This window comes from Humisphaera borealis, assembly GCF_015169395.1.
In the GTDB taxonomy this organism is placed as follows: Bacteria; Planctomycetota; Phycisphaerae; order Tepidisphaerales; family Tepidisphaeraceae; genus Humisphaera; species Humisphaera borealis.
Genome location: NZ_CP063458.1, coordinates 78,419 through 101,382 on the forward strand (window position 1 = coordinate 78,419; position 22,964 = coordinate 101,382).

The window sequence follows — 22,964 nt, forward strand, 5'->3', positions numbered from 1 at the left end:
GCGTGACCGAACCGACCGCAACCCTCGAGCAACGTCCGCTGGCCGTCCTGGGCTGGGCGGCGTTCCTCGCCTGTTCCTGGACCTGGTGCATCGGCATGTTCCTGCCGGTGATTCTGCTGCGCGACTATGGCGTCTTCGCGTGGGTGGCCTTTGCGCTGCCCAATGTCGTCGGTGCCGCCGCGATGGGATGGGTGCTTTACCGGCCCGGCGCCAGTGAGCAACTGGTCAAATCGCATGCACCGGCGATGACCGCATTCTCCGTCGTCACCGTTCTGTTCCATGTGCTCTTCTTCGGCTGGGTGGTGCGATGGCTCGGCGGATGGGCGTTCGTCGCCGTCGGCGCGGGCGTGGCGATCGCGGCGTTTCCGGTGCTGATGGCACGCAAGCCCGCACTGCTTCTGTCGGCGATTGTCTGGCTGGTTTCCCTTGGCGCGTTCGTTACCGCGGTGGCGAATACCGACATCGCTTCGGCGCCGTTCGGATCGGCGTCGCTCGAACTGGCCTACCTCACACCGGCGTTTGTTCTGGGGTTCGCGTTGTGTCCTTACCTGGATCTGACGTTCCATCGCGCCCGCCAGGCGCTCAGCCCGTTCGGGTCGGTGGCCGGATTCACGCTCGGGTTCGGCGTGTTCTTCCTGGCGATGATCGTCTTCACGCTCTGGTACGGGCCGATGGCGATCCCGCCGGATGCCCTCAGAGTCACTTGGAGTTCCCCACGAGGTCTGGAGCCGGTCGCCGCGATCGCCGTCGTGCTACACATGGCCGGCCAGGGTGGATTTACCGTCGCCGCCCACGCCGTCGAAGTCAGCCGAAAGCTTCAGCGGCGATCGCCGGGCGTGCGGCGGGGCACCCTTGCAGGCCTGGTGTTCGGCGCACCCATCCTCATCGCGGCGTTCGTGCTCGCGTCACGCGGCGGCGTTGCCGGTGGTCCTGAGTTCTACTACCGCGACCTCTCGGCGACCGAGATCGGCTACCGGCTGTTCATGTCGTTCTACGGACTGATCGCGCCGGCGTACGTCTGGATCTTCATCCTGCCATACCGCAAGGCCACGCCGAACCCGCGTCAGCTCTGGTCGACCTTCGTGATCACAATCGCCTTGGCCGGTCCGGCCTTCTGGATGGGGTTCATCGAGCGGCAAATGGTGTGGGTTCCTGCCGGCGTGGCGGCGATTGTGTTGTCGAGGTTTGTGTTGTCGGCGCTCGTGCGACGCCGCTGATCGCCGTCGACTATTCACTTTCGGAACGTCCCCTGTGTCACCAGGTTCGGAAAGTAGCCGCCCCGCGCCAGGCTTACCCGATCGATGGTCATGAACGCCTCCGGGTCGAGCTCCGCAACGATGCTGACCAGCTCCTTTCCCCGGCGACGGGGCGCGACGATGAACAGTAGCTGCACGTCCTCCTGGTGCCCGGCACCGTCGATCGACGTCATGCCGAAGCCGGCCTGATGCAGCGCTGTCGAGAGTGCCTTGCCAGGCGTCTTGGTCACGATCCGCGCCAGGATGGTTCCCGATGCGATCCACCCTTCCAGCGACATGCCGATAAAAGTCCCCGTCGCGAAGCCCGCGGCATACCCGACCATCTTGTAGGGGTTCCCGGTCGCATCCTTCAGCGCGCTGGAGATGGCAAAGATGAAAATCCCCGACTCCACCAGGCCCAGGCATGACGCCAGGTACTTGCGACCGCGCATCGCCGAGAGCATGCGAACGGTTCCGATCGAGACGTCAGTGATGCGGAGGGCAAAGATCAACAGCGCCGGCCAGATTGCTTCCATGCCGAACATGATAGCGCCGGAGCTCAATCCGTCACTGTCAGACGCTTGCGAAGGTTTCGCTGCCACCAGATTGCAGGAGTTTGTACGCGCACTACGGCCGGTGCAGATTGCCTCGTGTGAAGCATTCGCCGCATGAGACGGGCCTAATCGCTCGCCCGGGCTGATTTATCCGTTCTAGGAGGTGGGCCGACGCACTAATCTTCGAGGATTGCACGCTCTGACGCAGAGGGCGCGCGGGAGTGACGGCGGTTGTTATGCCGTTCCCGGGCAAAGGCCTTGGCCCAGCTCGATCTGCAGTGAGGGACCCCATGTCATTCGAATCCGAAGTTGTAGGTCGACCGTCCGCGGGATGGTCTCACGCCCGGGTTGAGCCTCTGGAAGCGCGTCGACTTTTCACCGCTGCGATGAAACTGGAAGGCGGCGGCCTTTTCGACGTGGTCGCGTCGATCGTCGACGACCTGTGGCGGCCTATCAAATCGCAGCTCGACAAATCGGATGACGGTCCCGAACACGACTTCGACTCGGCGTGGTGGGAGATGCGCGACGACAAGGCCCCGGAAGCCGATCTCGAACTATCGGATATCCGATCGGCAAGCGAGTCAGCCGGTGCGGTCGTCGTGAAATACGAAGACGATCGGGCGATTGATGTGGGCACCATTGACGGCGGGGATCTTGTCGTGACCGGTCCGGACGGACGGCGCGCAGCGGTGACGCTGATCGGCACCGAGTCCACCAAGCTGGGCACGGAAGTCGTCGCTACGTACGCCGTCGCCGCGCCGGGTGGATCGTGGGACGCCGGCGATAACGGGACGTGGACGGTCGAACTGGCCCAGGGCGCGGTGAAGGATGCCTGGGGCAACGATTTGGAGTCAGCGTCGGACGACTTCAAGGTCGATATCGCCGTATCGTCGCCGCCACCATCCGGGCAGACCTTCGAACCGGCACCGGCATCGCCGCCGGCTGTCGTCCCGATGCCTGTCGATTCCGGCTTCAGCGGGGGCACTCCGGTGACAAGTGGCTTCGTCGCCGAAGGTGCCGTGACGTTGGAAGACGGGCGGATCATGCTCGCCGGTCGTCAGGGCAACATCGCTGATGGAAGCTCGCAGGGTGTCCTCAAGCGCTTGAATGCCGACGGCTCTGCCGACCGGTCGTTCGGAAAATCGGGCATCGTGGTCACGCCCGCCGGGCAGAACGTCGCGTTCTTCGCCGTCGCGCTCGGCGCCGACGGGACGCTGCTCGTTACGGGCCAGCGTGACGGGGACGTCCTGGTCGGGCGGTACAAGGCGAATGGTGGTGTTGACTCGTCGTTCGGCAACGCCGGTCAGACGACGATCGACTGGGGCGCAACCGACACGGCCTACGCGATCGCCGTCGCCGGCGACGGGGACATTGTGGTGGGTGGTGGCAGCAACGGCGCATTCGGCGTCTCCCGTCTGACAGCCGGCGGTGATGTCGACACCTTCTTCGGTTCGCGCGGGACGGCACTGTTCTCGCTCGGCGACGACAGTGACAACACCATCGGCGCGATCACCGTTCAGTCCGACGGCCGCATTCTGGGCGCGGGCTCGGTGGGCGGCGCTGTCGCCGTGTTCCGGCTCTCGGACACCGGGCTGACCGACCGCTCCTTTGGCAACGGCGGTGTCGTCGTGCTGAAGTCACTTTCAACCCGCAATGCCCAGGGCACCGTCGACCATGCGTTGGGCCTGGCGATTCAGGACGACCGGGGCATCCTCGTTGCCAACGGGGACGGCGGAAACGTTGCCGTCGAACGTCTTCTCTTCAGTGGCAACCGGGATCGAACATTCGGCAGCAGCGGCCGCACAACGATCGACTTCGGTGGCGACGACGACGCCGACGCGATCGTCGTGCAGCAGTCGGGAGATATTCTTGTCGTCGGCACGACGACATCCCAGGGCGGGCGATTGGCGGTTGCGGCCCTGCGGCCAGATGGCGAACTGAACACCGATTATGCCGATGGCGGAAAGCTGACGCTTGAAGCCGGCATGTCCGGATCGGGTCGCGCCCTGCACGCGGGCAGCCTGGTCCTGCGTGCCTTCGCGTCGGCCCGCGGCAACCAGGTCGTCGTCGGTGGCAGCGATGGCGGTGGCACCAGCACGCCTAGCGGAACCGCCAACGGCTCCGGGCTTCGTCGCCTGAACGTGCCCGGTTCGGGCCTTCTGGGTCATTTCGGCACTGTCGATGGCCGCAACAAGAACCTTCGCTTCGTCGACGGCGACGGCACCGTCATCACCCTGAGCCTTGCCGGCGGGAGCGGGCAGGCCTACTACGACGGGTCGAACGTCGACCTGGTCCTGAGCAATGTCGCCGACAAGTCTCGCTTAACGATCGGCGCCACCGGCGGTGACGGCCGGATGAAGCTGCGCAACGTCCAGGCGAACGGATCGCTCGGCACCGTCACTGCCAGAACCGCCGACCTCGCCGGCACCTTCTGGGTGGACGGCTCGGTAAAGAAGCTGGTCGTCGGCAGTATCGCCAGCACCGTCGCAACAACGGGCTCGATCGGCACGATCTCGGTTTTTGGCGACACCAACCGGGCGACTGTTCTGGCCGGCGCCGACCTGGGCAGCGATCATCTGCTGGGTGGCAAGGGCACCAAGGCCGACACGTTCAGCGCGGCGAGCATCGGCGCCATCATCGTTCGAGGTGCAGTGAAAAAGTCCATGTTTGCCGCCGGCCTCGATCGTGGGAACGGAACCTTCCTCGACCGCGACGACAGCGTCATTGGCGGCGAAGAAAGCCGAATCGGGTCGATTCGGGTCGTGAAGGGGATCGACGACGCGTCGAGATTTGTCGCCGGCAGTCTCGGCAAGGCGAACCTGCCCCTGCGAATCGATCTGGCGGACGACGACCGTTTCCTGGTTCTGTAGGAATGTTCGGCGCGGTTGTGCGTTAGGTGGGCGGATGCGTCACAGCGCATCGTTCAAACCTGCCTACGGAGATGCTCATGTCGCTGGCCCACTACCGCTCGATCGCTATTGCAGCCGCACTTTCACTGACTTTCGCCGCCGGCGTTCACGCCGCCGATGGGGCCAAGCCGGCCGAACCAGCACCGCCCGCGGCCGCCAAGCCGCAGCGGGCAAAGCCTGCCGGCAGGGACAATCTTGCCTATCCGCCGAAGCTCGATGGTGCCGAAGTTCAGGTCTACAAGACCATCGGCGACGTCAAGCTCAACGCCTACATTTACAAGCCCGCCGACTGGAAGGCGTCCGACAAGCGTCCGGCGATCGTGTTCTTCTTCGGCGGCGGTTGGACGAGCGGCTCGCCGGGGCAGTTTGAACAGCACTGCAAGCACCTGGCGTCGCGGGGGATGATGGCGATCACCGCGGACTACCGCGTGAAGAGCCGCCAGGGCGTCACGCCGGTGGAGTGCGTCAATGATGCCAAGAGCGCCGTCCGCTGGGCCCGCGCCAATGCCGAGAAGCTCGGCATTGACCCCGACCGTATTGCGGCCGGCGGCGGATCGGCCGGCGGGCACATCGCCGCCTGCACGGGTGTGCTCGATACCTTCGACGACGCGGCAGAAGACGCAAAAATCAGCTCAAAGCCGAACGCCATGGTCCTCTACAACCCCGCGCTCGATATTGCACTGATCGCGGACAGGCTGGGCGACGTGGCACCGAAGCTGTCGCCGCTCCAGCACGTCAAGGCGGGCGTCGCGCCGACGATCATCTTCCACGGCAAGGCCGACACCACCGTCCCCTATGCCAGCGCCGAGCGGTTCGAAACGGCCATGAAAGCGGCGGGAAATGCCTGCAAACTTGTCGGGTATGAAGGCCAGATCCACGGTTTCTTCAACTACGGCCGTGGCGACGGATCGATGTACAAGGCGACGCTCGCAGAGACCGACCAGTTCCTGGTATCGCTCGGTTGGTTGAAAGCTGCTGCGAAGTAGCCGCTGGACAGGCCTTGGGCGCTATGTCGTCGGCTTTTCGAACACCGCGATCCACGCGGTCACCGGGTTGTTATGTTCATACCGGAGCGTGGTCTGGTCCATCAGCCGCTGGCTGTAGCCGAAAATCTGCCCGAGCCGTTCGAGGTACTCGCGAGAGTGGACGAATCGACGGGTGCGGGGATGGCGAACGTACCGCTCGACTTCGCCGGCCTCGAAGGACGCGGCGAGAATTCCGCCGGGCCGCAGCGACTTCCATGCCATCTCGAAAAGTGGCGTGAGGTCGCCGAGGTAGATCAGCACGTCGGCAGCCAGCAGTAAGTCGTACGAGTCGGGCGAACGCCTGAGGAAGTCCATGAGGTCGGCCGGTTCGAGCCGATCGTAGTGGCCGCGCTCGCCGGCTTTCTCCAGCATGCGGGTCGAAAGATCGACGCCCACCAGTTGCCGTGCCATCGGCCGGAGGAACCCACCGCACAGTCCGGTACCGCAGCCGAGGTCGGCGATATCGAGCAGGCGATCGTCGCGGCGGGTCTTGGCGATCGCGGCCTGGAGTTGCTCCGGCCCGGCGTACGAAAGCTTGTCACGGAGATGGTGGTCGAACCGCTCCGCGTAGTTGTCGAACAGATGCGTGATCGCGGCCGGCGTGGCGCGGGCTGGCGACACCAGCCCCGAAATCCCCGCTAGTGCCTCCTGGATTCGCTCGCGGCCTGCATCCATCCGCAGCCGGTCGTCAAGTTCCGCGATCGCCGGCGAAGGCGCGGCCATTGGAGCCGAGTCCGCAGGATCTGTCTCGTCGTCTTCGACAATGCCTAGTTCCAGTGCCGACATCAACTGCAGCGCGTCGGCCGTGGTCCGAATGAGATCCGCTTCGCCTGGCTTGCCGACCTTGCGCAGGATGCCTTCCAGCGTGTTGTAGATCGCCTGCGACCTGGGGCTGCAGCGAATCGCCCGCTTGAGATGTCCGATCGCCAGTTCGAAGTTACCCACCTCGGCGTCGATGACACCCAGTGCGTGCCAGGCCTGGGCGTAGTCGCGGTTAAGTTCAAGAGCCTTGTTGAGCCAGTTTCGCGCCGCCCGTCGGTCGCCTTTGGCGCGGTGCGCCATCGCGGTCTGGAATGCCGCCGACTGATAATCCGGTCGCTTGGCGATCGCCCGGCCGAGTTCCAGAAGCGCCTCATCGGGCTGCCCCGACGCGAGCAGGGCGATGCCGAGATCGTGGTGCAAATCTGGTGTATCGATCCCCTGTTCGCCGGCACGTTTCAGGGCGGCGACGGCGGCGGTCGCGTCGCCCGCGGATCGACGGACGGCGTACGCGCGGGCGAGGGCCAGGAAGGTTTCGCCACGCGACGGTTCCAGCGCGGCCGACTCCGTCAGTGCGGCGATCGCGTCGTCGATTCGGCCGGTCATCAGCAGCGCCTGGCCGAGGTTGTGGTGATACGCGGCGTCGCCTTCGCGCCCCGCGACCGCCCGTTGCAGCAGGGGGATAGCCTCGGCCGGCTGTCCGGCCTGCGTGAGAAGCACGCCGAGCCAGTGGAGCGCTTCAGGATCGTCCGGCGCGGCGGCCAGCACGGCCCGATACGCCTCTTCCGCCTGGCGAACGCGCCCGGCGCGGTGGTGTTCAAGTCCGATCTGTAGGTGGTCTTGCGACATGTTGACGACGGGGATTCTCGCTCGCGATGGCGTGGGAACAGAAGCTGTGTTGCGGTTTGCCGGCGACGTCGCCGGATGATAGCGTCGAAGCGCACTTCACCGAAGCGAGGGCCCGCAAATGGTCAGGCGATCGACGTACCAACTCCTTGTCGCGACCGTGTTGCTTGCTGTGCTACTGCCTGGCACGACCCGACTTCGCGCGGCGGAGGCCCTTTCCACCAGTGCCCCGACCTCGAACCCGACGACCCGGCCGGTCCGTCCGGCTTCCGGCGAACCCGATGCCCGCTTTGCCGCCCTCGATCAGGCGGTTGTCGCGTTCGCCGATCTGGTGGACGCGGGTGCGGTCACGGTCGCGGTGAATGTGGATGGCCGGCAGGTTTACTCGCGTGGGTTTGGCTGGCGCGACAAGGACCGCAGGGAACCCGTCACGCCCACTGCCCTGATGCGTGTCGCCAGCGTCTCCAAGCCGATCACGGCGGCGATCGTGAAGGATCTCTTCCGGCAGAGGAAGTTGACGCCGGATACAAAGGCGTTCGGCTATCTCGGTCTGACACCACCGCCCGGTACCGAATTGGACCCTCGCCTGGCTGACATCACGATCGGCCACCTGTTGCAGCACAAGGGAGGCTGGGATCGCGGGGCCGCGTTCGATCCGATGTTCAGAACGAGGGACGTCGAGAAAACGCTCGGCCTGACCCAGCCGGCAACCGCCGGCGATGTCATCCGATACATGCTGGGCAAGCCGCTGCAGTTTGCGCCCGGCGAGAAGTCGGTCTATTCCAACTTCGGCTACTGCGTGCTCGGCCGTGTGATCGAGAAAGCCACCGGCCAGACCTATGAGGCCGTGCTGAAGCACACCATCACCGAGCCGCTGAAGATTGCCGACCTGAAAGTCGGCCGTAACAGCAGCAAGCAGCGTGACCCGGCCGAAGTCTACTACCCGGTCCGCGACGACGCGTTCTCGCTCGATATCATGGACGCCCACGGCGGCATCATCGCGTCGGCTCCCGCGCTATGCCGATTCTTGCAGGCCTACTGGATCAGCGGCGAACCCCGGCCGGCAGGGGCGAAGGGGCAGAAGTGGGTTTTCTTCGGAAGCCTTCCGGGCACCACGGCAATGGTCATGCAGCGCAGCGACGGGATGGATGTAGCTGTGTTGGTGAACCACCGTCGCAATCTGTTCATCGAACCGGACAGTGCGGCGTTGCGGAAGGCGGTCGAAGCGGCGCTCGACGCGTCTTTGGCCAAACGCTGAGTCGAGCGGCGGGCAGGGTCATCTGTTTTGAGGAAGCGAGAGTTCAGTTCATGCGTTCAATCCTTTTTACGATTGGCTTGTGTGTCTCGTCGTTCGCGCTCCGCGTTGGTGCGGAGAGCGTGGTGATCCCCGATGTCGCCAAGCCGGGGCAGGGGGCGTATGTGAGCGCGGAACTGATCTACCCGCTCGACAACAAGCCGACGCCGCAGTGTCACGCGTCGACGATCGTCGAAACGCCGACTGGCCTGGTCGCCGCCTGGTTCGGCGGAACCGCCGAGAGCAAGCCGGATGTCGGCATCTGGGTGTCGCGACATGATGGCAAAGCGTGGGGTAAGCCGGTCGAAGTCGCCGACGGTGTGCAGTCGCCCGACAAGCGGTTCCCGTGCTGGAATCCGGTTCTCTTCCAGCCCAAGTCCGGTCCGCTTCTGCTTTTCTACAAGGTCGGCCCGACGCCCAGCAGCTGGTGGGGCATGCTGCGGACGAGTGAAGACGGCGGCAAGACATGGTCGGCCGCTAAGAAGATGGGCGAGGACCCGAAGATCGGCCACCTGCTGGGCCCGGTGAAGAACAAGCCCATCCAACTTAAGGACGGCACGATTCTTTGCCCGTCGAGCAGCGAGCACGACGGCTGGCGGGTTCACTTTGAAGCGACGAAAGACCTCGGCAAGACCTGGGAAGTCATCGGGCCGATCCACGACGGCAGGGAGTTCGGCGCTATTCAGCCGAGCATCCTCACCTACGCCGATGGTGGCATGCAGGTGCTTTGTCGCAGCAAGCAGGAGAAGGTGACGCAAGCCTGGTCTCAGGACGGCGGAAAGACCTGGGGCCCGATGTCGGCGACGGCGCTACCGAACCCCAATTCCGGTACCGACGCCGTCACGCTGGCCGATGGCCGGCAGTTGCTGATCTACAACCACACCACGCGCCTGGGACTGGGCCTGCCGGCAAAGGGCCGCGAGATGCTGAACCTGGCGATTTCCAAAGACGGCAAGGACTGGAAGACGGTACTGACCCTGGAGAAGCAAAAGGGGGAGTATTCGTATCCCGCAATCATCCAGACCGCCGACGGCAAAGTGCACATCACGTACACCTACCAGCGGCAGACGATCAAGCATGTGGTGCTGGACGCGGGGAAGCTGGAGTGATTCTTGCGTGCTGAGCCAAAAGTGCCGAGTGCTGAGTTGAAAGCAACTGCCACTCAGCACTCGGCACTTTTCGCTCAGCACTCACCAGGGCTACGCCTCGGCCTTCCACCCTTCTTTGCCGACGAGCTTCACGAATCGCACGGCGCAGACGTCATTTGACTGGAGGGTGTCGCCGACGCGCGTCACTTTGACGAGCATCTGGCTGTCGTCCGGCCCGACGGGCAGGACGGCGATGCCGCCGTCGGCGAGTTGCGACATCAGCAGTTCGCGCGGCAGCCTGGGGGCCCCGGCGGCGATAAGCAGCCGGTCGAATGGAGCCGCCTCGGGCCAGCCCAGCGTGCCGTCGCCATGGCGGAAGTGCACGTTCTTCGCCCCGAGCATCAGCACCCGCTCAAACGCCTCATCCAGCAGCGGCTTGATGCGCTCGATCGACCACACCTCCGCCGCGAGCTTCGCGAGGATTGCGGTCTGGTAGCCGCTGCCGGTGCCGATCTCCAGCACTCGGTCCGTCGGACGAAGGTCCAGCGCCTGCGTCATCAGCGCGACGATGTAAGGCTGACTGATCGTCTGGCCATGACCGATCGGCGAGGCGTTGTCGGCAAACGCGTCGGCCTCTCCGCCGACGGGGAAGAACTTCTCGCGTGGCGTCGAGCGCAGGGCCTCGATAATCCGCGGGTCCTTGATGCCCCGGTCAATCACCTGGTGCTGAATCATCTGCTCGAGCGAACTGCGGGTCTTGGTGGCGGGCATAGGCGAACTCCTCCATCGGACGACAAACGACAGACCGCGAAGCCTGTGCGATGCTGGCCGTCCGAACTATTCTACGCTCAATCCATGCCGAAGGTCGCGCCAACCATTCTGACACTCACGACCGATTTCGGAACCGACGATTTCTACGTCGGCACGATGAAGGGATCGATGCTGCGGCATTGCCCGGGCTCGAGCCTGATCGATATCACCCACGCCGTTCCAAGGCACGATGTGCTGTTTGGCGCGATCATGCTGGAACGGGCGATCGCGGCGTTCCCGCCCGGCACGATTCACCTGGCGGTGGTCGATCCCGGCGTGGGAACCTCTCGCCGAATGGTGATCGCCCGCTGGCCGGGGCTCGGGCAGACGGCCGTCTGCCCGGACAACGGGCTGCTCACCTGGGCGTGGCGTCGCCACGGCCCGGCGGAAGTGTGGGAACTCTCCTGGCGGCCGGCAAGGGCGTCCAGCGTGTTTCACGGCCGCGATATCATGGGGCCCGCCGCGGCGATGCTGGCGGCGGGCACGCCGATCGAACAGATCGCGGAACGAGTTGACGACCCGATACTCCTGGATGTCGCGCCATTGAGCGACGTGGGGCAGAGCGGAGAGATCATCCACATCGATCGGTTTGGCAACGCGACGACCAACGTCACGCAGGAACTGTCGGCGTCGATCGCATCGGTCAGCGTCGCAGGCAAAGACGTCGGACCCGTCCGGCGAACCTACGGCGATGTCGCTACGGGAGAGCCGCTGGCACTGATCGGCAGCAGCGGACTGGTGGAGATCGCCGTGCGGGAAGGATCGGCGGCGGAGGTCTTTTCGCTTCAGGTCGGCGATGTCGTGGAACTGCTGGCGCGACGTCTGTAGGGTGGGCGACGCCTGCCGAAACGATCGTTGCATTGCCTGACGCGTAGCCGCTGTCACCCGATTGACTCTGGAGCGGAATGGGTGGCATGGGCAAGTGTACTCGCTTGCCCGTGAGGACGCCGTCCGACGCTCGCCACGGGCAAGCGAGTACACTTGCCCATGCCACCCAGAATCGCGACGGCGTCAGATCACCTTCGTCCCTGCCAATCGATCCAGCAACGCTCGCCGTGAACGTCCGAGCACTAACAAATATCCAATCGCGAGGACTGCCAATGGGATCACGCCCCAGTTCATCCCGCGCAGCGACACATTGATCGCCCAGATGAACTGCATCCCGGGTCGCGGCAGTTGCTCCGCCCAGGCGTTGGTGGTCGCCAGCAGGTAGTCGTTGGTGAAGTCGTCGGCGCGGGTGTTGCCGGTGTAAGCGTCGGCGATCCAGACCGCCGGGCCGATCCATATCGGCGACCATTTGAGAACGGAGCGCAGGAAGCTGCGGCCGCGCGAAATCGCCTGCCCGTCCGGGGTGCGGACGTCGAGCTTCAGAAACTGCTTGGCGTAACTGCCGCCGACGATGCCTTCCAGCCAGACGACGGTCAGCGGCATCAGCGCCATCACCGGCATGGCGACGGTCGCCGGCACCTGTCGGCCGAAGGTGCTGGTGTACCGCGCCCATTCCGACCAGTGCCACCAGAGGATCGGAACGACCAGTAGAACGAACCCGTCAAACACCGTCGCGGCGAAACGGCGGAGAAGAAAGGAAGCATCACGCATCGCGGTGGCCATGGTCACTGGAGAGTATGGCCTCCGCGGGGTGAGACACAACGGGGGAACGTCGAACGTTGATGTTCGGCGTTCGCCTTCCTCGTCGCCCTACCCTTGGCACACGCGACCGCCACCCGTACTCTCCCGTCGTGTTCAACGCTCCACAAATCAAGCATTCCACGCAGGATCTCCGCCGGCTCGACAAGCAGCATCTCTGGCATCCGTTCACGCCGATGAAGCTGTGGCTGGAATCCGATCCGCTCGTCATCACTGCCGCCGAGGGGATGCACCTGATCGATTCCGACGGCCGGCGGTATCTCGACGGGTTCTCCAGCCTCTGGTGCAACGTCCACGGCCATCGAGTGCCGGAGATCGACCAGGCGATTCGCGATCAGCTCGACAAGGTGGCGCACACGACGATGCTCGGCTTCGCAAGCGAGCCGGCGACGCTGCTCGCCGAACGGCTGATGCGGATCGTGCCTTCGAGTTTGTCGAAGGTGTTCTATTCCGACGCCGGCGCGACGGCGACCGAAGTCGCGTTCAAGCTCGCGGCGCAATACTGGTTCAATACAGGTAAACCAGAAAGGAACGAGTTCGTCGGTTTCGCCGAGGCCTATCACGGCGACACCGTCGGAGCAATGAGCATCGGCCGGATGCCAGCGTTTCATAAGCCGTACTTTCCGATGCTGTTCAAGACGCATTTCGCGCCGACGCCTTACGTCTACCGGTACGACGTCCAGGGCGCGAGCGACAGCGAGCGCGCGAACGTCGTCCGCCAGCACTGCCTGAACGCGCTGGAAACGATCCTTCAGCAGCATGGCGATCGCATCGCCGCGGTGTGCATTGAGCCGATGGTGCAGGGTGCGGGCGGAATGATCGTGCAACCGCCGGGCTTCCTCTCGGAAGTCGCGAGACTGACCCGGCATTACGGCGCGCTGCTGATCGCCGACGAGGTCGCCGTCGGCTTCGGCCGCACGGGCAAGATGTTCGCCTGCGAGCAGGAGCAGGTACAGCCCGACATCCTGTGCGCCGCCAAGGGCCTGACCGGCGGCTACCTGCCGCTCGCGGCGACGTTCGCCAGCCAGCAGATCTTCGATGCTTTCCTGGGCGAACCCTGGGAAGGCCGCACCTTCTATCACGGCCACACCTACACGGGGAACCCGCTCGCGGCGGCGGCGGCGCTGGCTTCCCTTGACCTGTTCGAGAAGAACAAGCTGCTCGATCATGTCGGCAGCACCTCCGGCAAGCTGCGGCACATGCTTCAGGAACTGAAAGAGCTTCCGTATGTCGGCGATATCCGACAACTCGGCTACATGGTGGGGATCGAGCTGGTCGAAGACAAAGCGACCAGGCGCTCGTTCGACCCGCGCCGCCGGCTGGGCGCCGAAGTCTGCTTCAACTGTCGCAAGCACGGCGTGATCATCCGCCCGCTCGCCGACGTCATCGTCCTCATGCCTCCACTGGCGATGGGGGAGGATGATTTGCGGACGATCGTGAATGCGGTGAAGACCGAGATCGCGGCGATCCGATCTACGAACTGAGTCGTTCTTTAACCACGAAGGATCGCGAAGATGTTCGCCGCATTTCCTCCATGCCGGGAGTCCGTGACACCGGTTTCCGGCTCGTGCGGAGCACGTTCGTAGGGTTAAGGCCGTTCATCCTCTATCTTCCTCAGGTAGAGTTTCGCATGCACAGGACCAGTTGCGGGATGGCCGGTTCTATGTCGTTGGAAAGGGGTTTGCCATGGCTCGGTCGCCGAAATCGATGCCCTTGAACTACCGGTCCGCCGGGTCCGAGCGGGCGTCGTTGATTGCTCAGGAACTGGCCGCGGGGGAGGCACTCTCGACCGCCGGCGTTTGCTTGAAGCTGCTCATCGGCGTGCCCATGTGCCTGATCGGTCCGTTCTTCCTGACGTTGATCGCGTTCAGTTTCGATATCCGATTCCGGACCAGGACACTGCCGAGCTTCTTTACGGTCTTCGTGCTGCTCTGTCTGGTGGTGATCCCGATGTTGATGTGGCTGGAGCGGCGAAGCCGCGGAAAGTTCCTGGAGGACTCACTCGCCGGCGAAGATAGCCGCTATTCCAGCTATGGCGAGTACGAGCTGCGCAGCACGGGATTTGTCTGGACGCTCTACACCGAGATCGCCTTGCTCGGGCCGCGGCTGCTCTGGAGTGCCTTCGACTGGTGGCAGGGGCGGTCAGGTGCGGACTCTCCGATAAGGGGTATCGCTGCAGAGCTGGCCCTGGAGCTCTTCGAGGCCGGCGAGGGCCGCCAGATAGCCGAACTGATTCGGCCCGATCGCCCGACTTCAGCGTTGTTCCCCGCGCTGAAGTATCTCATCTGGCGCGAGTGGGCGGACATCTCGGCCAAGCGAGACCGAGTCTGGCTGTGTACGCCGGCGAAGCAGAAGATCGAAGCGATGTTCGTCAGAATCCGGCGTGCGGCGTCGCTCGATCCCTAACCACGAAGGGTCGCAAGGAGGTGCATTCGACTTGGGCACGACCGGGAAAGCCGGGACTGGCTCCGTGAACCTCCGTGCTCGTTCGTGGTCCAAATCGTCGCAGTCAACAAAAAAGAAAGCCCAGCTGGATCAACCAGCCGGGCTTTCGCAGTGTGCATCTGCTGTGGTCTGCGCCGCCTCAGCGGTCGAAGACCGGGCTGCTGTGCAGCCGCGTGGATCGCGGGAATCGCACCCGCGAAAGCTGCTTACAGCAGTCCACACTTACAGTCACAATGGGTCACGGATCACCTCCAATCAATGCGGGTTTGAAGGGTGCCTGACCGTGAGGACTCCTCACAAACAGGTTGCCCCAGCGGGGGCCGCCCTTCTACCCATCAGCCTTGCCCAGCAGTCGCTCGCCACGCGGGGTTGTGCCCTGGCCGCTCTAGATCGGCCAGGGTTCGTCGCGTGCTTGCCGCCGGGCTCTTCCTTCCGGTAACGCCTTACCGGAAACGGCTCGTTCGCCGGTGTTTCGGATCGCTCCGCAGCACCGGCAGTCGTCGGATCATCGCCTTCGACCGGGAGCATTATAGCCCGCTTCCAGTGGTCGGGAAAAAGAAATCCGGAGACTGCACAGTCGCCGTCGTCGCATGCTTTTGAAAGGTGATCGTCGCCACCTGCGCGGCGTACTTCTCGGCGACTTCTACGTGCCCGCCTTCGTGGGTAACGTCGGCCGATCGGTCGATGTTGTCGAACCCTTCGATCGGCTGCGAGGCGAACCAGTTCGCCGGGTAGGGCATCCGCATGCCTCGGCCGTGATCGAATCGGGCGATCAGTCCCTTGGTCTGAAAGACGTTGACGGCAAACACGGCATTCGCCGGCTTGCAGGCATGAAGGTCTCGGACCCATCGCAAGGGGACTAGTCGTGAAACGCCGCCCCATCGAAACGTGCAGACCGGATCGATCAGACCGATCCGAATGCGGAACCGCGGGCCGAGCGCGTGGGCCAGTTGCAGGGCGCTCCAGCCGCCGAAGCTGTAGCCGCATAGCCGCAGGTCGAAGGGGGCGGCTGCCGTCGGGGTGCGGCGGTGGAAGTACCTGCGAATCAGCCGCCTTGCGCCCAGCGTATCGAGCGAGGTGAAGGTGCGATCGGCCCCGCGATCGATCAGGCCGCGGCCGTCGAAACCGTCGCCCAGGGGATTGAAGCCGAGGAACGCGAGGCAGAGCGGGGGGGCTGTGGCAGAGAGATCGGGCGTGCTGGCTGACGGCATGGTCACCGCAGTGTAGTCTGGCTGTGATGTGATGGCTCTGAGCGAAGCGGGCCGGGTTCCGGGAGTCCTTCTGATGTCGTTGCTTCAAAGAGCCGCGCACGAAGTGTACTCACGTAGTAAGCGGGAACGGACCTCGAAACCTCGCAGTTCCCGCTTACTACGTGAGTACACTTCGTGCGCGGCTCCTTGAAGAATCGCATGCTCGCAGCTCAGGATAGCATTCAGGACCTCCATCAAAACACCCATGACCAGAACCTGGCGTATCGCCGGCATCAACTTCGATCACTTCCACATGGGCGATCTGCTCCGCATGGCGGCGGAGCATCCGTCGGCCGAGATTGTCGGCGTCGCCGACGACGACCTTGCCCGCATCGCGCCGATTGTCGCGCGGCGCGGCATTCCCGCCGAGCGCGTCTTCGCCGATTACCGCCAGTGCCTGGAACAAACCAAACCCGACCTGGTCATCCTCTGCCCGGCGGCGGCGCGGCATGGGGACTGGGTGGAGAAGGTCGCGCCGTACGGCGTACACATCGTCGTCGAGAAGCCCTTCGCCGGCAGCCTTGCCGAGGCCGATCGCATGATCGCCGCCCAGAACGCCGCCGGGAAGCTGCTGGCGATTAACTGGCCGCTGCGCTGGGTGCCGGCGCATGTCACGGCCAAGCGGCTGGTGGACGAAGGCATCATCGGCGATGTGATCGAAGTTCACTTTTACGACGGCAACCGCGGGCCGCTCTATCACAGCGCCGACAAGGTGAAGATTGCCGAAGCTGAAGTCACCGCTCAGAAGGCGTCGAGCTGGTTCTACAAAGCATCCGCCGGCGGGGGGTCGCTGCAGGATTACCTTGGTTATGGAACGACGCTCGGCACCTGGTACCTCAACGGCCGCAAACCGATCGAAGTGACTTGCGTTGTTGACGAGCCCCGCGGCCTGGAGGTGGACGAGCATTCGATCACGATCGCCCGCTACGAGTTCGGGTTGAGCAAGTTCGAGACGCGGTGGGGTACGTTCACCGACCCCTGGACGCACCAGCCGCAACCGCGGTGCGGCTTCGTATTGGTCGGCCGAGCGGGCACCATCGCGAGCTATGACTACGGCCAGACGATCCGCGTGCAAACGCGGAGCAGGCCCGAGGGTTTCGAGGTGGCGTCCGACACGCTGGCGTTCCCGCTGAGAAACCCGATCGAGTACGTCCTAAACTGCATCGAAACGGGCAAGCCACTGGAAGGGCCGCTATCGACGGAGATTTCGCGGATCGGCCAGCAGATTGTGGACACGGCCGTGCTGAGTTCGCAGCAGAAGCGGGCTGTGCCGTTGGTGAATCAAGGGTAGCCCGGCGAATCACGGGACGTCTGGCTCAAGAACGCGCCATGGTTAGCGGTTGCACCGCAGGTGCACTCTTTTCCCTTTGGATACGACGCAGAAGAGTGCACCTGCGGTGCGACCGCTAATCGGAATCCCCGCTTCCTTCGCGTATTTCTTCGCGGCTTCGTGCCTTCGCGTTCTCCCCACGGTTCCATATTTGCGGCAGAAACGGCCGATAACCATTGCATCCGGGCCCGCAATGCGCACAATTTGCGCCTTCGGGAGCTTGCGGTTCCCGACGGTGCCTTGTTCGTGCGGAGCACGAACCTGATGCCGGCGTCACCACAGCGTTCGACGATTCGTATTCGGTCATGGAGGACCGACCCACCATGCGACTCAAGAAGCTGATCCTCCACGGATTCAAGAGCTTTGCCGACCGCACCGAGTTCGTTTTCGACTCGGCGATCACCGGCATCGTCGGGCCCAACGGCTGCGGCAAATCCAACGTCGTCGACGGCTTTAAGTGGGTGCTCGGCGAACAGTCCGCCAAGAGCTTGCGCGGCGACGCGATGATGGACGTCATCTTCAACGGCTCCGGCGGCCGCAAGCCCGCGGGCCTGGCCGAAGTCGTTCTGGTCTTCGACAACCCCAAGCGCGAAGACGGTTCCCGCCACCTGCCCGTTGATCTTGACGAAGTCTCCGTCGGCAGGCGTCTCTATCGCGACGGCACCTCCGAATACACCCAGAACAACGGCGTCGCCCGGCTGAAGGACATCCGCGAACTGTTCATGGATACCGGCGTCGGCGTCGACGCGTACAGCGTGATCGAACAGGGCCGCGTCGCCGCGTTGCTCGAAGCCAACCCCGAAGAACGCCGACTGATTTTCGAGGAAGCGGCGGGCATCTCCAAGTTCAAACAGCGCAAGAAGGAAGCCCAGCGCAAGCTCGAAAAGGTCGATCAGAACCTCGTCCGCGTGCACGACATTGTCGAGGAAGTTGATCGACGGCTGCGAAGCGTGAAGGTTCAGGCCGGCAAGGCGCGGAACTACCAGGAATACGCCGTTCGGCTCAACGAGCTGCGGCTGAGCTACGCGCTGCGTGAGTATCACACGTTGCACGCGCAGGTCGCCGAGCTGCAGACCGGCCACGACGACGGCAAGTTCCGCCAGGAAGACGCGTTCGCGAACCTGTCGCGCAGTCAGAACGCGCTGGCGGAAAAGCGGGAGAGCTTTGAAGTGCTCAACCGAGCCAAGCAGCAGGCCGAGCACCAGGTGGTCGAGACGCGTGCCGGTGTGCAGTCGGCCGTCCAGAGGCAGAACTGGGCCGAAGAACAACTCCAGCAGATCACCCACCAGCAGGAGCAGTTCGAAGCCGATCGCGAAGCGGCCTCCGAACGACTGGCCGAGGTGGAATCGACACTCGAAAGCGAGAGCCAGTCGCTGACGGAACTGACGGCCGAGCTGTCGGACCGCCGGTCGCAGATTGAGGAACATCAGGACGCCCACCGCGAAGGGCAGCTACAGCTCAACAACGTGGGCCGGGAGATCGAGCAAAACAAGTCGGGAATCCTCGACCTGATGCGCCGGACCGCGACGACCAACAGCCGGCTTGGCGCGATCGAGATCGAACGCAAGAACATCGCCAGCCAGCAGGGCCGCCTCGCCGAGCGACAGGCGGTCATCACGCAGGAACAGTCGGCGATCGCCGGGCAGCAGGCCGATCACCAGTCCCGGCTGACGGACGTCACCGAACATCTGGCCGAGCGGCAGCGGGAACTGGAACTAAAACGCGAAGCGCTCCAACAACTCGGCAAGCAGATCGCCACCGCCAGCGATAACCTGGGCGCCGCGAGGGAACACCGCTCGGGCCTGCTCAGTCGCCAAAAGCTGCTCAAAGACCTGGAAGCCAAGCGCGAAGGCGTCAGCGAAGGTGTGAAAGCCGTCCTGCGGCAGCGGGGCCCGGGAGAGCCTTTCGCGTTTGTTCGCGGGCTGGTCGCCGACTTCATTCGCGTGGATGTCGAGCACGCCACGCTGATCGAAGCCGCCCTCGACGGGCGCGACCAATGGCTGGTGACCGATGAAGCCGGCGCGGTCAGCCGTCTGACCGCCGTCGCCGACGACCTGGAGGGGCGTGTCAATCTCCTCTGCACGACGGAACTTCCGCCGGCCAACATTCCGGCGCACAACTGGAACGCCCACAATCACCTGATTCGCTTCGCTTCGGACCTGGTCCGGTTCGAGCCAAGCGATGCGAATCTTGCAGATCACCTGCTCGGCCGGACGATTGCCGTCGACAACCTGAGCGCCGCCGGCGAACTTCGCAAGCTCGCCCCCGCGGGCTGGCGGTTCGTCACGTACGCCGGCGAAGTTGTCGAGACCGACGGCACCGTCCGGGCCGGGCCGTTGACGGCGGCGATGGGTCTGATTTCGCGTCGGTCGGAACTGGAAGTGCTCGATCAGCAGTTGATCGATGTTGAGGCGAGAATTGTCGGCCTGAGCGAGCAGCTCCAGCACACCAACGCCGCCGCCAAGTCGATCGAAGAAGAGCAGAATGCCCTGCGGAACGAAATCTACAAGGCCAACACGACCAAGGTGGAGCTGACGAGCAAGCTGCAGCAGTTTGCCGACAAGGCCGCATCGCTGGGCCGTGAACTGCCGCTGGTCGAGCGCGAGCTGGCGAACTACGAATCGCAGATCGAGAAGCTGGCCGCCGAGGAAGAGAATGTCACCCGCCAGCGCGAATCGCTCGAAGCCGAACAGGCCGAGAAGCAGCGGATGGTGGAGGACCTGACCGTCCGGCATCGCGAGTTGTCGGAGCAGATGAAGGTGCTCGCCGAGACCCTGACGGCGGCCCGGGTCGAGCTCGGCCAGATTCAAGAGAAGCAGCTCGCATGCCAGCAGCACGTCGGCCGGTTGACGGCCCAGCGAGCGGAGCTGTCGCAGCAGGTCGAACGGCTGGCGCGATCGGCCGAGGGGCTCGTCCACCGGCGCGGGCAGGTGGAGCAGGAACTGGTCAGCGCCAAGGAAGCCGAAGCGATGCTCGCCGAGCAGCTCGGCACGCTCATCGCGCAAGCGCAGGAACTGGCGTCGCAGGCCCGCGAAGCCGGCGAGGCGATGCGCACTTTCCAGGCCGACGTCGAACGATACCGCTCCAGCTACGCCGAGATCGAGCAGTCCATGCACGCGCTGGAGGTCAGCCTCGGCCAGAGCCGGGTGCGGCTGGAGACGGTCATCAGCCGGACGCAGGAAGAGCTGCAGATCGACATCGTCGAGCGGTACAAGCAGATCACGACGCCGAAGGAAGAAGTCGAAGTCGAGCCTGTTGTCGAAGAGGCTGTCGCATCAGCCGAGCAGTCACAGGAGGCTGTGGAAGCTGCACCGGTGGAAGAAGAGGAGACCATCACCGGCGCGATGCCGTCGCTCTATGGCGATGATGCGGGTGTCGTAAAGCCGGCACAGGCCGTCGCCGTACCTACTCCCCAGCCCGTCGCCGCCCGCAAGCCGGACGAACCCCAGTACAACTTTCTCGACGGCGACATCGACTGGGATGAGATCGCCGCCGAGATCAAGGAACTCAAGGAAAAGATCCAGCGCCTCGGCAACGTCAACATTGACGCGATCGCCGAGATGGACGAACTGGAACAGCGGTCGACGTTCCTCACCCAGCAGGTCAGCGACCTGACCGAATCGAAGCGGCAGCTCGAAGAGCTGATCGACCGGATCAATGTCGAGTCGGGTTTGCGATTCGAGCAGACACTGACAGCCGTCCGCGAGCACTTCCAGGGCATGTTCCGCAAGCTCTTCGGCGGCGGAAAAGCCGACATCTTCTTGGAGACCGAAATCGAGCTCAAACCCGTCATGGGCCCCGATGGCGTGCTTCTGCCGCCGGAAAAGAAGAAGGTCGACCCCCTCGAAGCCGGCATCGAAATCCTCGCCCATCCGCCGGGCAAAAAGCCGGCCACGATCAACCAGCTCTCCGGCGGCGAGAAGGCGATGACCTGCATCGCGCTGCTGATGAGCATCTTCAAGAGCAAGCCCAGCCCGTTCTGCATCCTCGACGAAGTGGACGCCCCGCTGGACGAAGCCAACAACCAGCGGTTCGGGCTGATCATCCAGGAGTTCCTGAGCATCAGCCAGTTCATCGTCATCACCCACCACAAGCGGACGATGCAGATCTGCGACGTGCTGTACGGCGTTACGATGCAGGAGCAGGGCGTCAGCAAGCGAGTCGCGGTGAAGTTTGACCAGGTCGACAACCAGGGCAGGATCAGCGAAACCGCGGCGGCGTAGGCGTGGTCGCTTCAGCGACCATGAGAAGGTAGGAGTCGCTCACTCGAGATTCCCCAGAATAAACGGGCTGGCCATCAGCAGTACGCAGCTCACGGTCATCAGGAGCAGGCTCGACAGGAAGTAGGGGACCACCATCAGCAGCAGTCCGGCCACCAGCGGCACGATGCGCGGGGCCTTCTTCCCGTACATGAACATGCCCAGGCCGATCATGCTGAAGAGCGACGAAAGCATCAGCCAGCCCATGTCCATGGCATACCTATCGGTTGAATGGCAGACGGGAAGAAGGACGTCTGCACAGCAGATGTAACAACCGGCCGGCAACAGGTCTCACAGTCGCCGGGTACGACGGGGTATGAGCCACCGCCTTTCCCGCCGTCGATCTCTGCAATCCGCATCACCTTAGTCCAATGGCTGTGCCGCGAATACCGACAAGGGTGGACGCTGTAACGTCTGGCGGATACGACTACACTCTGGGCAACAAGGAGTCCTTCTTGCGCCGACATCTCGCTGCCGTCGTTCTGCTCGCCTCTGCCCTGACGCCCGTCTTCGGTCAGGACAAGCCCGCCAACCCTGCCAAAGAAGCTCCGGATTCGGTCCGGCCGTCGGAGCCCAAGCCCGCAGACAGCGCCGCGGCCCAGCCGAAAGCCGATGCGGCTCAGAAGTACGACATCAAGCTCGCCCGACCCAGCAAGGTCGGCGACAAGTTCCGCCTGGAGGCCGTCGGTGCCACGCGCAAACGCCTGGTCGCGGTGGCCAACGGTGAAGAACAGAAGCCGCAGGATGAGCTGCTGGGTGTCAGTGTTGATGGTGTGGTCAAGGTGCTTGAAGTGAACAAAGATGGCGTCGAAACCAGGCTGTCGCTGACGATCGAAACCTGTATCGCCAGCGTGGGCAAGCAGCAATTGCCGCTTCTGCCGGCCGGTACTGTCGTGGTCGTGTCGTGGGACAAGGCGAAAAAGAGTGTGTGGTTCACCATGGACGGCCAGGCCTTGCCGGACGATGTCGGCGACCTGCTCGAACTGGCCGTCAGCGTGAGCGATCCCGAAGGCGCCACCGACGACGCCATCTTCGGCACGAACGAGAAGCGACAGGTCGGCGACAGCTGGCCCATCGATGCGGCCGTCGCCGCCAAGGAGTTCGGCCGAATGGGAATGAAGATCAAGGAGGAAGACCTTTTCGGCCAGACGACACTGGTTGAAAAGACCGATGCGCACGACGCGCCGGCGATGGTCATCAAGACCGAGTTCAAGGCCAGGTCGCTCGCGAGCGACCCCAAGGCGGACAACAAGATCAAGGTGCAATCCGGCAACATGACGATTACCACGACCGTCACGATGCCGGTCGATATCACGGCCCCGGCGACGAAGGCGGAGATGAAGATGAAGCTGTCCCGCGAACTGGTGGGACAGAATGACGACGGCAAGGAGCTGCGCGCCATTGAAACGATTGACCGGGAATGGGAACGCAGCGTTAAGCCCGTAGAGCGCGGCGCAAAGCCGGCAAAATGACCGGTGTTGGCTTCGTATTGCAGCAATACCCGATAGCCGCA

At 63.9% G+C, this 22,964-nt stretch carries 17 protein-coding genes; 11 read left to right on the forward strand and 6 right to left on the reverse strand.

From position 1 onward, the window contains the following. Window positions 1-2: 2 nt before the first annotated feature. Complete coding sequence (locus tag IPV69_RS00300) at window positions 3-1,217, forward strand: hypothetical protein (RefSeq protein WP_206292910.1); 1,215 nt, start codon at window positions 3-5, stop codon at window positions 1,215-1,217. Window positions 1,218-1,231: 14 nt separating this feature from the next. Here IPV69_RS00300 and IPV69_RS00305 read toward each other — a convergent pair whose 3' ends face one another. Next, window positions 1,232-1,771, reverse strand: coding sequence for a DUF2179 domain-containing protein (locus IPV69_RS00305; protein WP_206292911.1), 540 nt, complete (start codon window positions 1,769-1,771; stop codon window positions 1,232-1,234). 404 nt (window positions 1,772-2,175) lie between these two features. Here IPV69_RS00305 and IPV69_RS00310 point away from each other — a divergent pair, with 404 nt between their 5' ends. After that, complete coding sequence (locus tag IPV69_RS00310; protein WP_206292912.1) at window positions 2,176-4,659, forward strand: NHL repeat-containing protein; 2,484 nt, start codon at window positions 2,176-2,178, stop codon at window positions 4,657-4,659. A gap of 77 nt (window positions 4,660-4,736) precedes the next feature. Next, on the forward strand, window positions 4,737-5,684 hold the full coding sequence (locus IPV69_RS00315) for an alpha/beta hydrolase (RefSeq protein ID WP_206292913.1): 948 nt from the start codon (window positions 4,737-4,739) through the stop codon (window positions 5,682-5,684). 21 nt (window positions 5,685-5,705) lie between these two features. On the opposite strand, the gene IPV69_RS00320 is transcribed toward IPV69_RS00315, so the two are convergent. Continuing rightward, window positions 5,706-7,331 carry a tetratricopeptide repeat protein gene (locus tag IPV69_RS00320; RefSeq protein WP_206292914.1) on the reverse strand — a complete coding sequence of 542 codons (1,626 nt, stop codon included), beginning with the start codon at window positions 7,329-7,331 and terminating at the stop codon, window positions 5,706-5,708. 118 nt (window positions 7,332-7,449) lie between these two features. On the opposite strand from IPV69_RS00320, the gene IPV69_RS00325 reads away from it, so the two are divergent. Together IPV69_RS00325 and IPV69_RS00330 are read left to right on the forward strand one after the other, a co-directional pair. Then, entirely contained in the window at window positions 7,450-8,586 is a 1,137-nt protein-coding gene (locus tag IPV69_RS00325; RefSeq protein ID WP_206292915.1) for a serine hydrolase domain-containing protein, read from the forward strand. 50 nt (window positions 8,587-8,636) lie between these two features. Beyond that, on the forward strand, window positions 8,637-9,731 hold the full coding sequence (locus tag IPV69_RS00330) for a sialidase family protein (RefSeq protein WP_206292916.1): 1,095 nt from the start codon (window positions 8,637-8,639) through the stop codon (window positions 9,729-9,731). Window positions 9,732-9,821: 90 nt separating this feature from the next. Here the strand turns inward: IPV69_RS00330 and IPV69_RS00335 are convergent, their stop codons facing one another. After that, window positions 9,822-10,481, reverse strand: coding sequence for a protein-L-isoaspartate(D-aspartate) O-methyltransferase (locus tag IPV69_RS00335; RefSeq protein ID WP_206292917.1), 660 nt, complete (start codon window positions 10,479-10,481; stop codon window positions 9,822-9,824). 84 nt (window positions 10,482-10,565) lie between these two features. On the opposite strand from IPV69_RS00335, the gene IPV69_RS00340 reads away from it, so the two are divergent. Further along, entirely contained in the window at window positions 10,566-11,348 is a 783-nt protein-coding gene (locus tag IPV69_RS00340; RefSeq protein ID WP_206292918.1) for an SAM hydrolase/SAM-dependent halogenase family protein, read from the forward strand. A gap of 183 nt (window positions 11,349-11,531) precedes the next feature. Here the strand turns inward: IPV69_RS00340 and IPV69_RS00345 are convergent, their stop codons facing one another. Then, window positions 11,532-12,131, reverse strand: a complete 600-nt coding sequence (locus IPV69_RS00345) for an RDD family protein (RefSeq protein ID WP_206292919.1) — start codon at window positions 12,129-12,131, stop codon at window positions 11,532-11,534. A gap of 128 nt (window positions 12,132-12,259) precedes the next feature. Here IPV69_RS00345 and bioA point away from each other — a divergent pair, with 128 nt between their 5' ends. Together bioA and IPV69_RS00355 are read left to right on the forward strand one after the other, a co-directional pair. Next, window positions 12,260-13,651: an adenosylmethionine--8-amino-7-oxononanoate transaminase gene (bioA, locus tag IPV69_RS00350; RefSeq protein ID WP_206292920.1), complete on the forward strand. Its 1,392-nt coding sequence runs from the start codon at window positions 12,260-12,262 to the stop codon at window positions 13,649-13,651. A gap of 319 nt (window positions 13,652-13,970) precedes the next feature. Continuing rightward, window positions 13,971-14,573 carry a hypothetical protein gene (locus IPV69_RS00355; protein ID WP_206292921.1) on the forward strand — a complete coding sequence of 201 codons (603 nt, stop codon included), beginning with the start codon at window positions 13,971-13,973 and terminating at the stop codon, window positions 14,571-14,573. A gap of 566 nt (window positions 14,574-15,139) precedes the next feature. Here the strand turns inward: IPV69_RS00355 and IPV69_RS00360 are convergent. Further along, window positions 15,140-15,823, reverse strand: coding sequence for a hypothetical protein (locus IPV69_RS00360; RefSeq protein WP_206292922.1), 684 nt, complete (start codon window positions 15,821-15,823; stop codon window positions 15,140-15,142). Between the two features lie 244 nt (window positions 15,824-16,067). Here IPV69_RS00360 and IPV69_RS00365 point away from each other — a divergent pair, with 244 nt between their 5' ends. Both IPV69_RS00365 and smc read left to right on the forward strand, forming a co-directional pair. Continuing rightward, window positions 16,068-17,153, forward strand: a complete 1,086-nt coding sequence (locus tag IPV69_RS00365; protein WP_206292923.1) for a Gfo/Idh/MocA family protein — start codon at window positions 16,068-16,070, stop codon at window positions 17,151-17,153. Between the two features lie 362 nt (window positions 17,154-17,515). Beyond that, window positions 17,516-21,415 (forward strand): chromosome segregation protein SMC, encoded by a 3,900-nt coding sequence (smc, locus tag IPV69_RS00370; RefSeq protein WP_206292924.1) that lies wholly within the window; start codon window positions 17,516-17,518, stop codon window positions 21,413-21,415. 39 nt (window positions 21,416-21,454) lie between these two features. On the opposite strand, the gene IPV69_RS00375 is transcribed toward smc, so the two are convergent. After that, window positions 21,455-21,664 carry a hypothetical protein gene (locus tag IPV69_RS00375; protein WP_206292925.1) on the reverse strand — a complete coding sequence of 70 codons (210 nt, stop codon included), beginning with the start codon at window positions 21,662-21,664 and terminating at the stop codon, window positions 21,455-21,457. A gap of 242 nt (window positions 21,665-21,906) precedes the next feature. On the opposite strand from IPV69_RS00375, the gene IPV69_RS00380 reads away from it, so the two are divergent. Continuing rightward, a complete protein-coding gene (locus IPV69_RS00380) occupies window positions 21,907-22,923 on the forward strand; it encodes a hypothetical protein (protein WP_206292926.1) in 1,017 nt (338 codons plus the stop codon). Window positions 22,924-22,964: the final 41 nt, after the last annotated feature.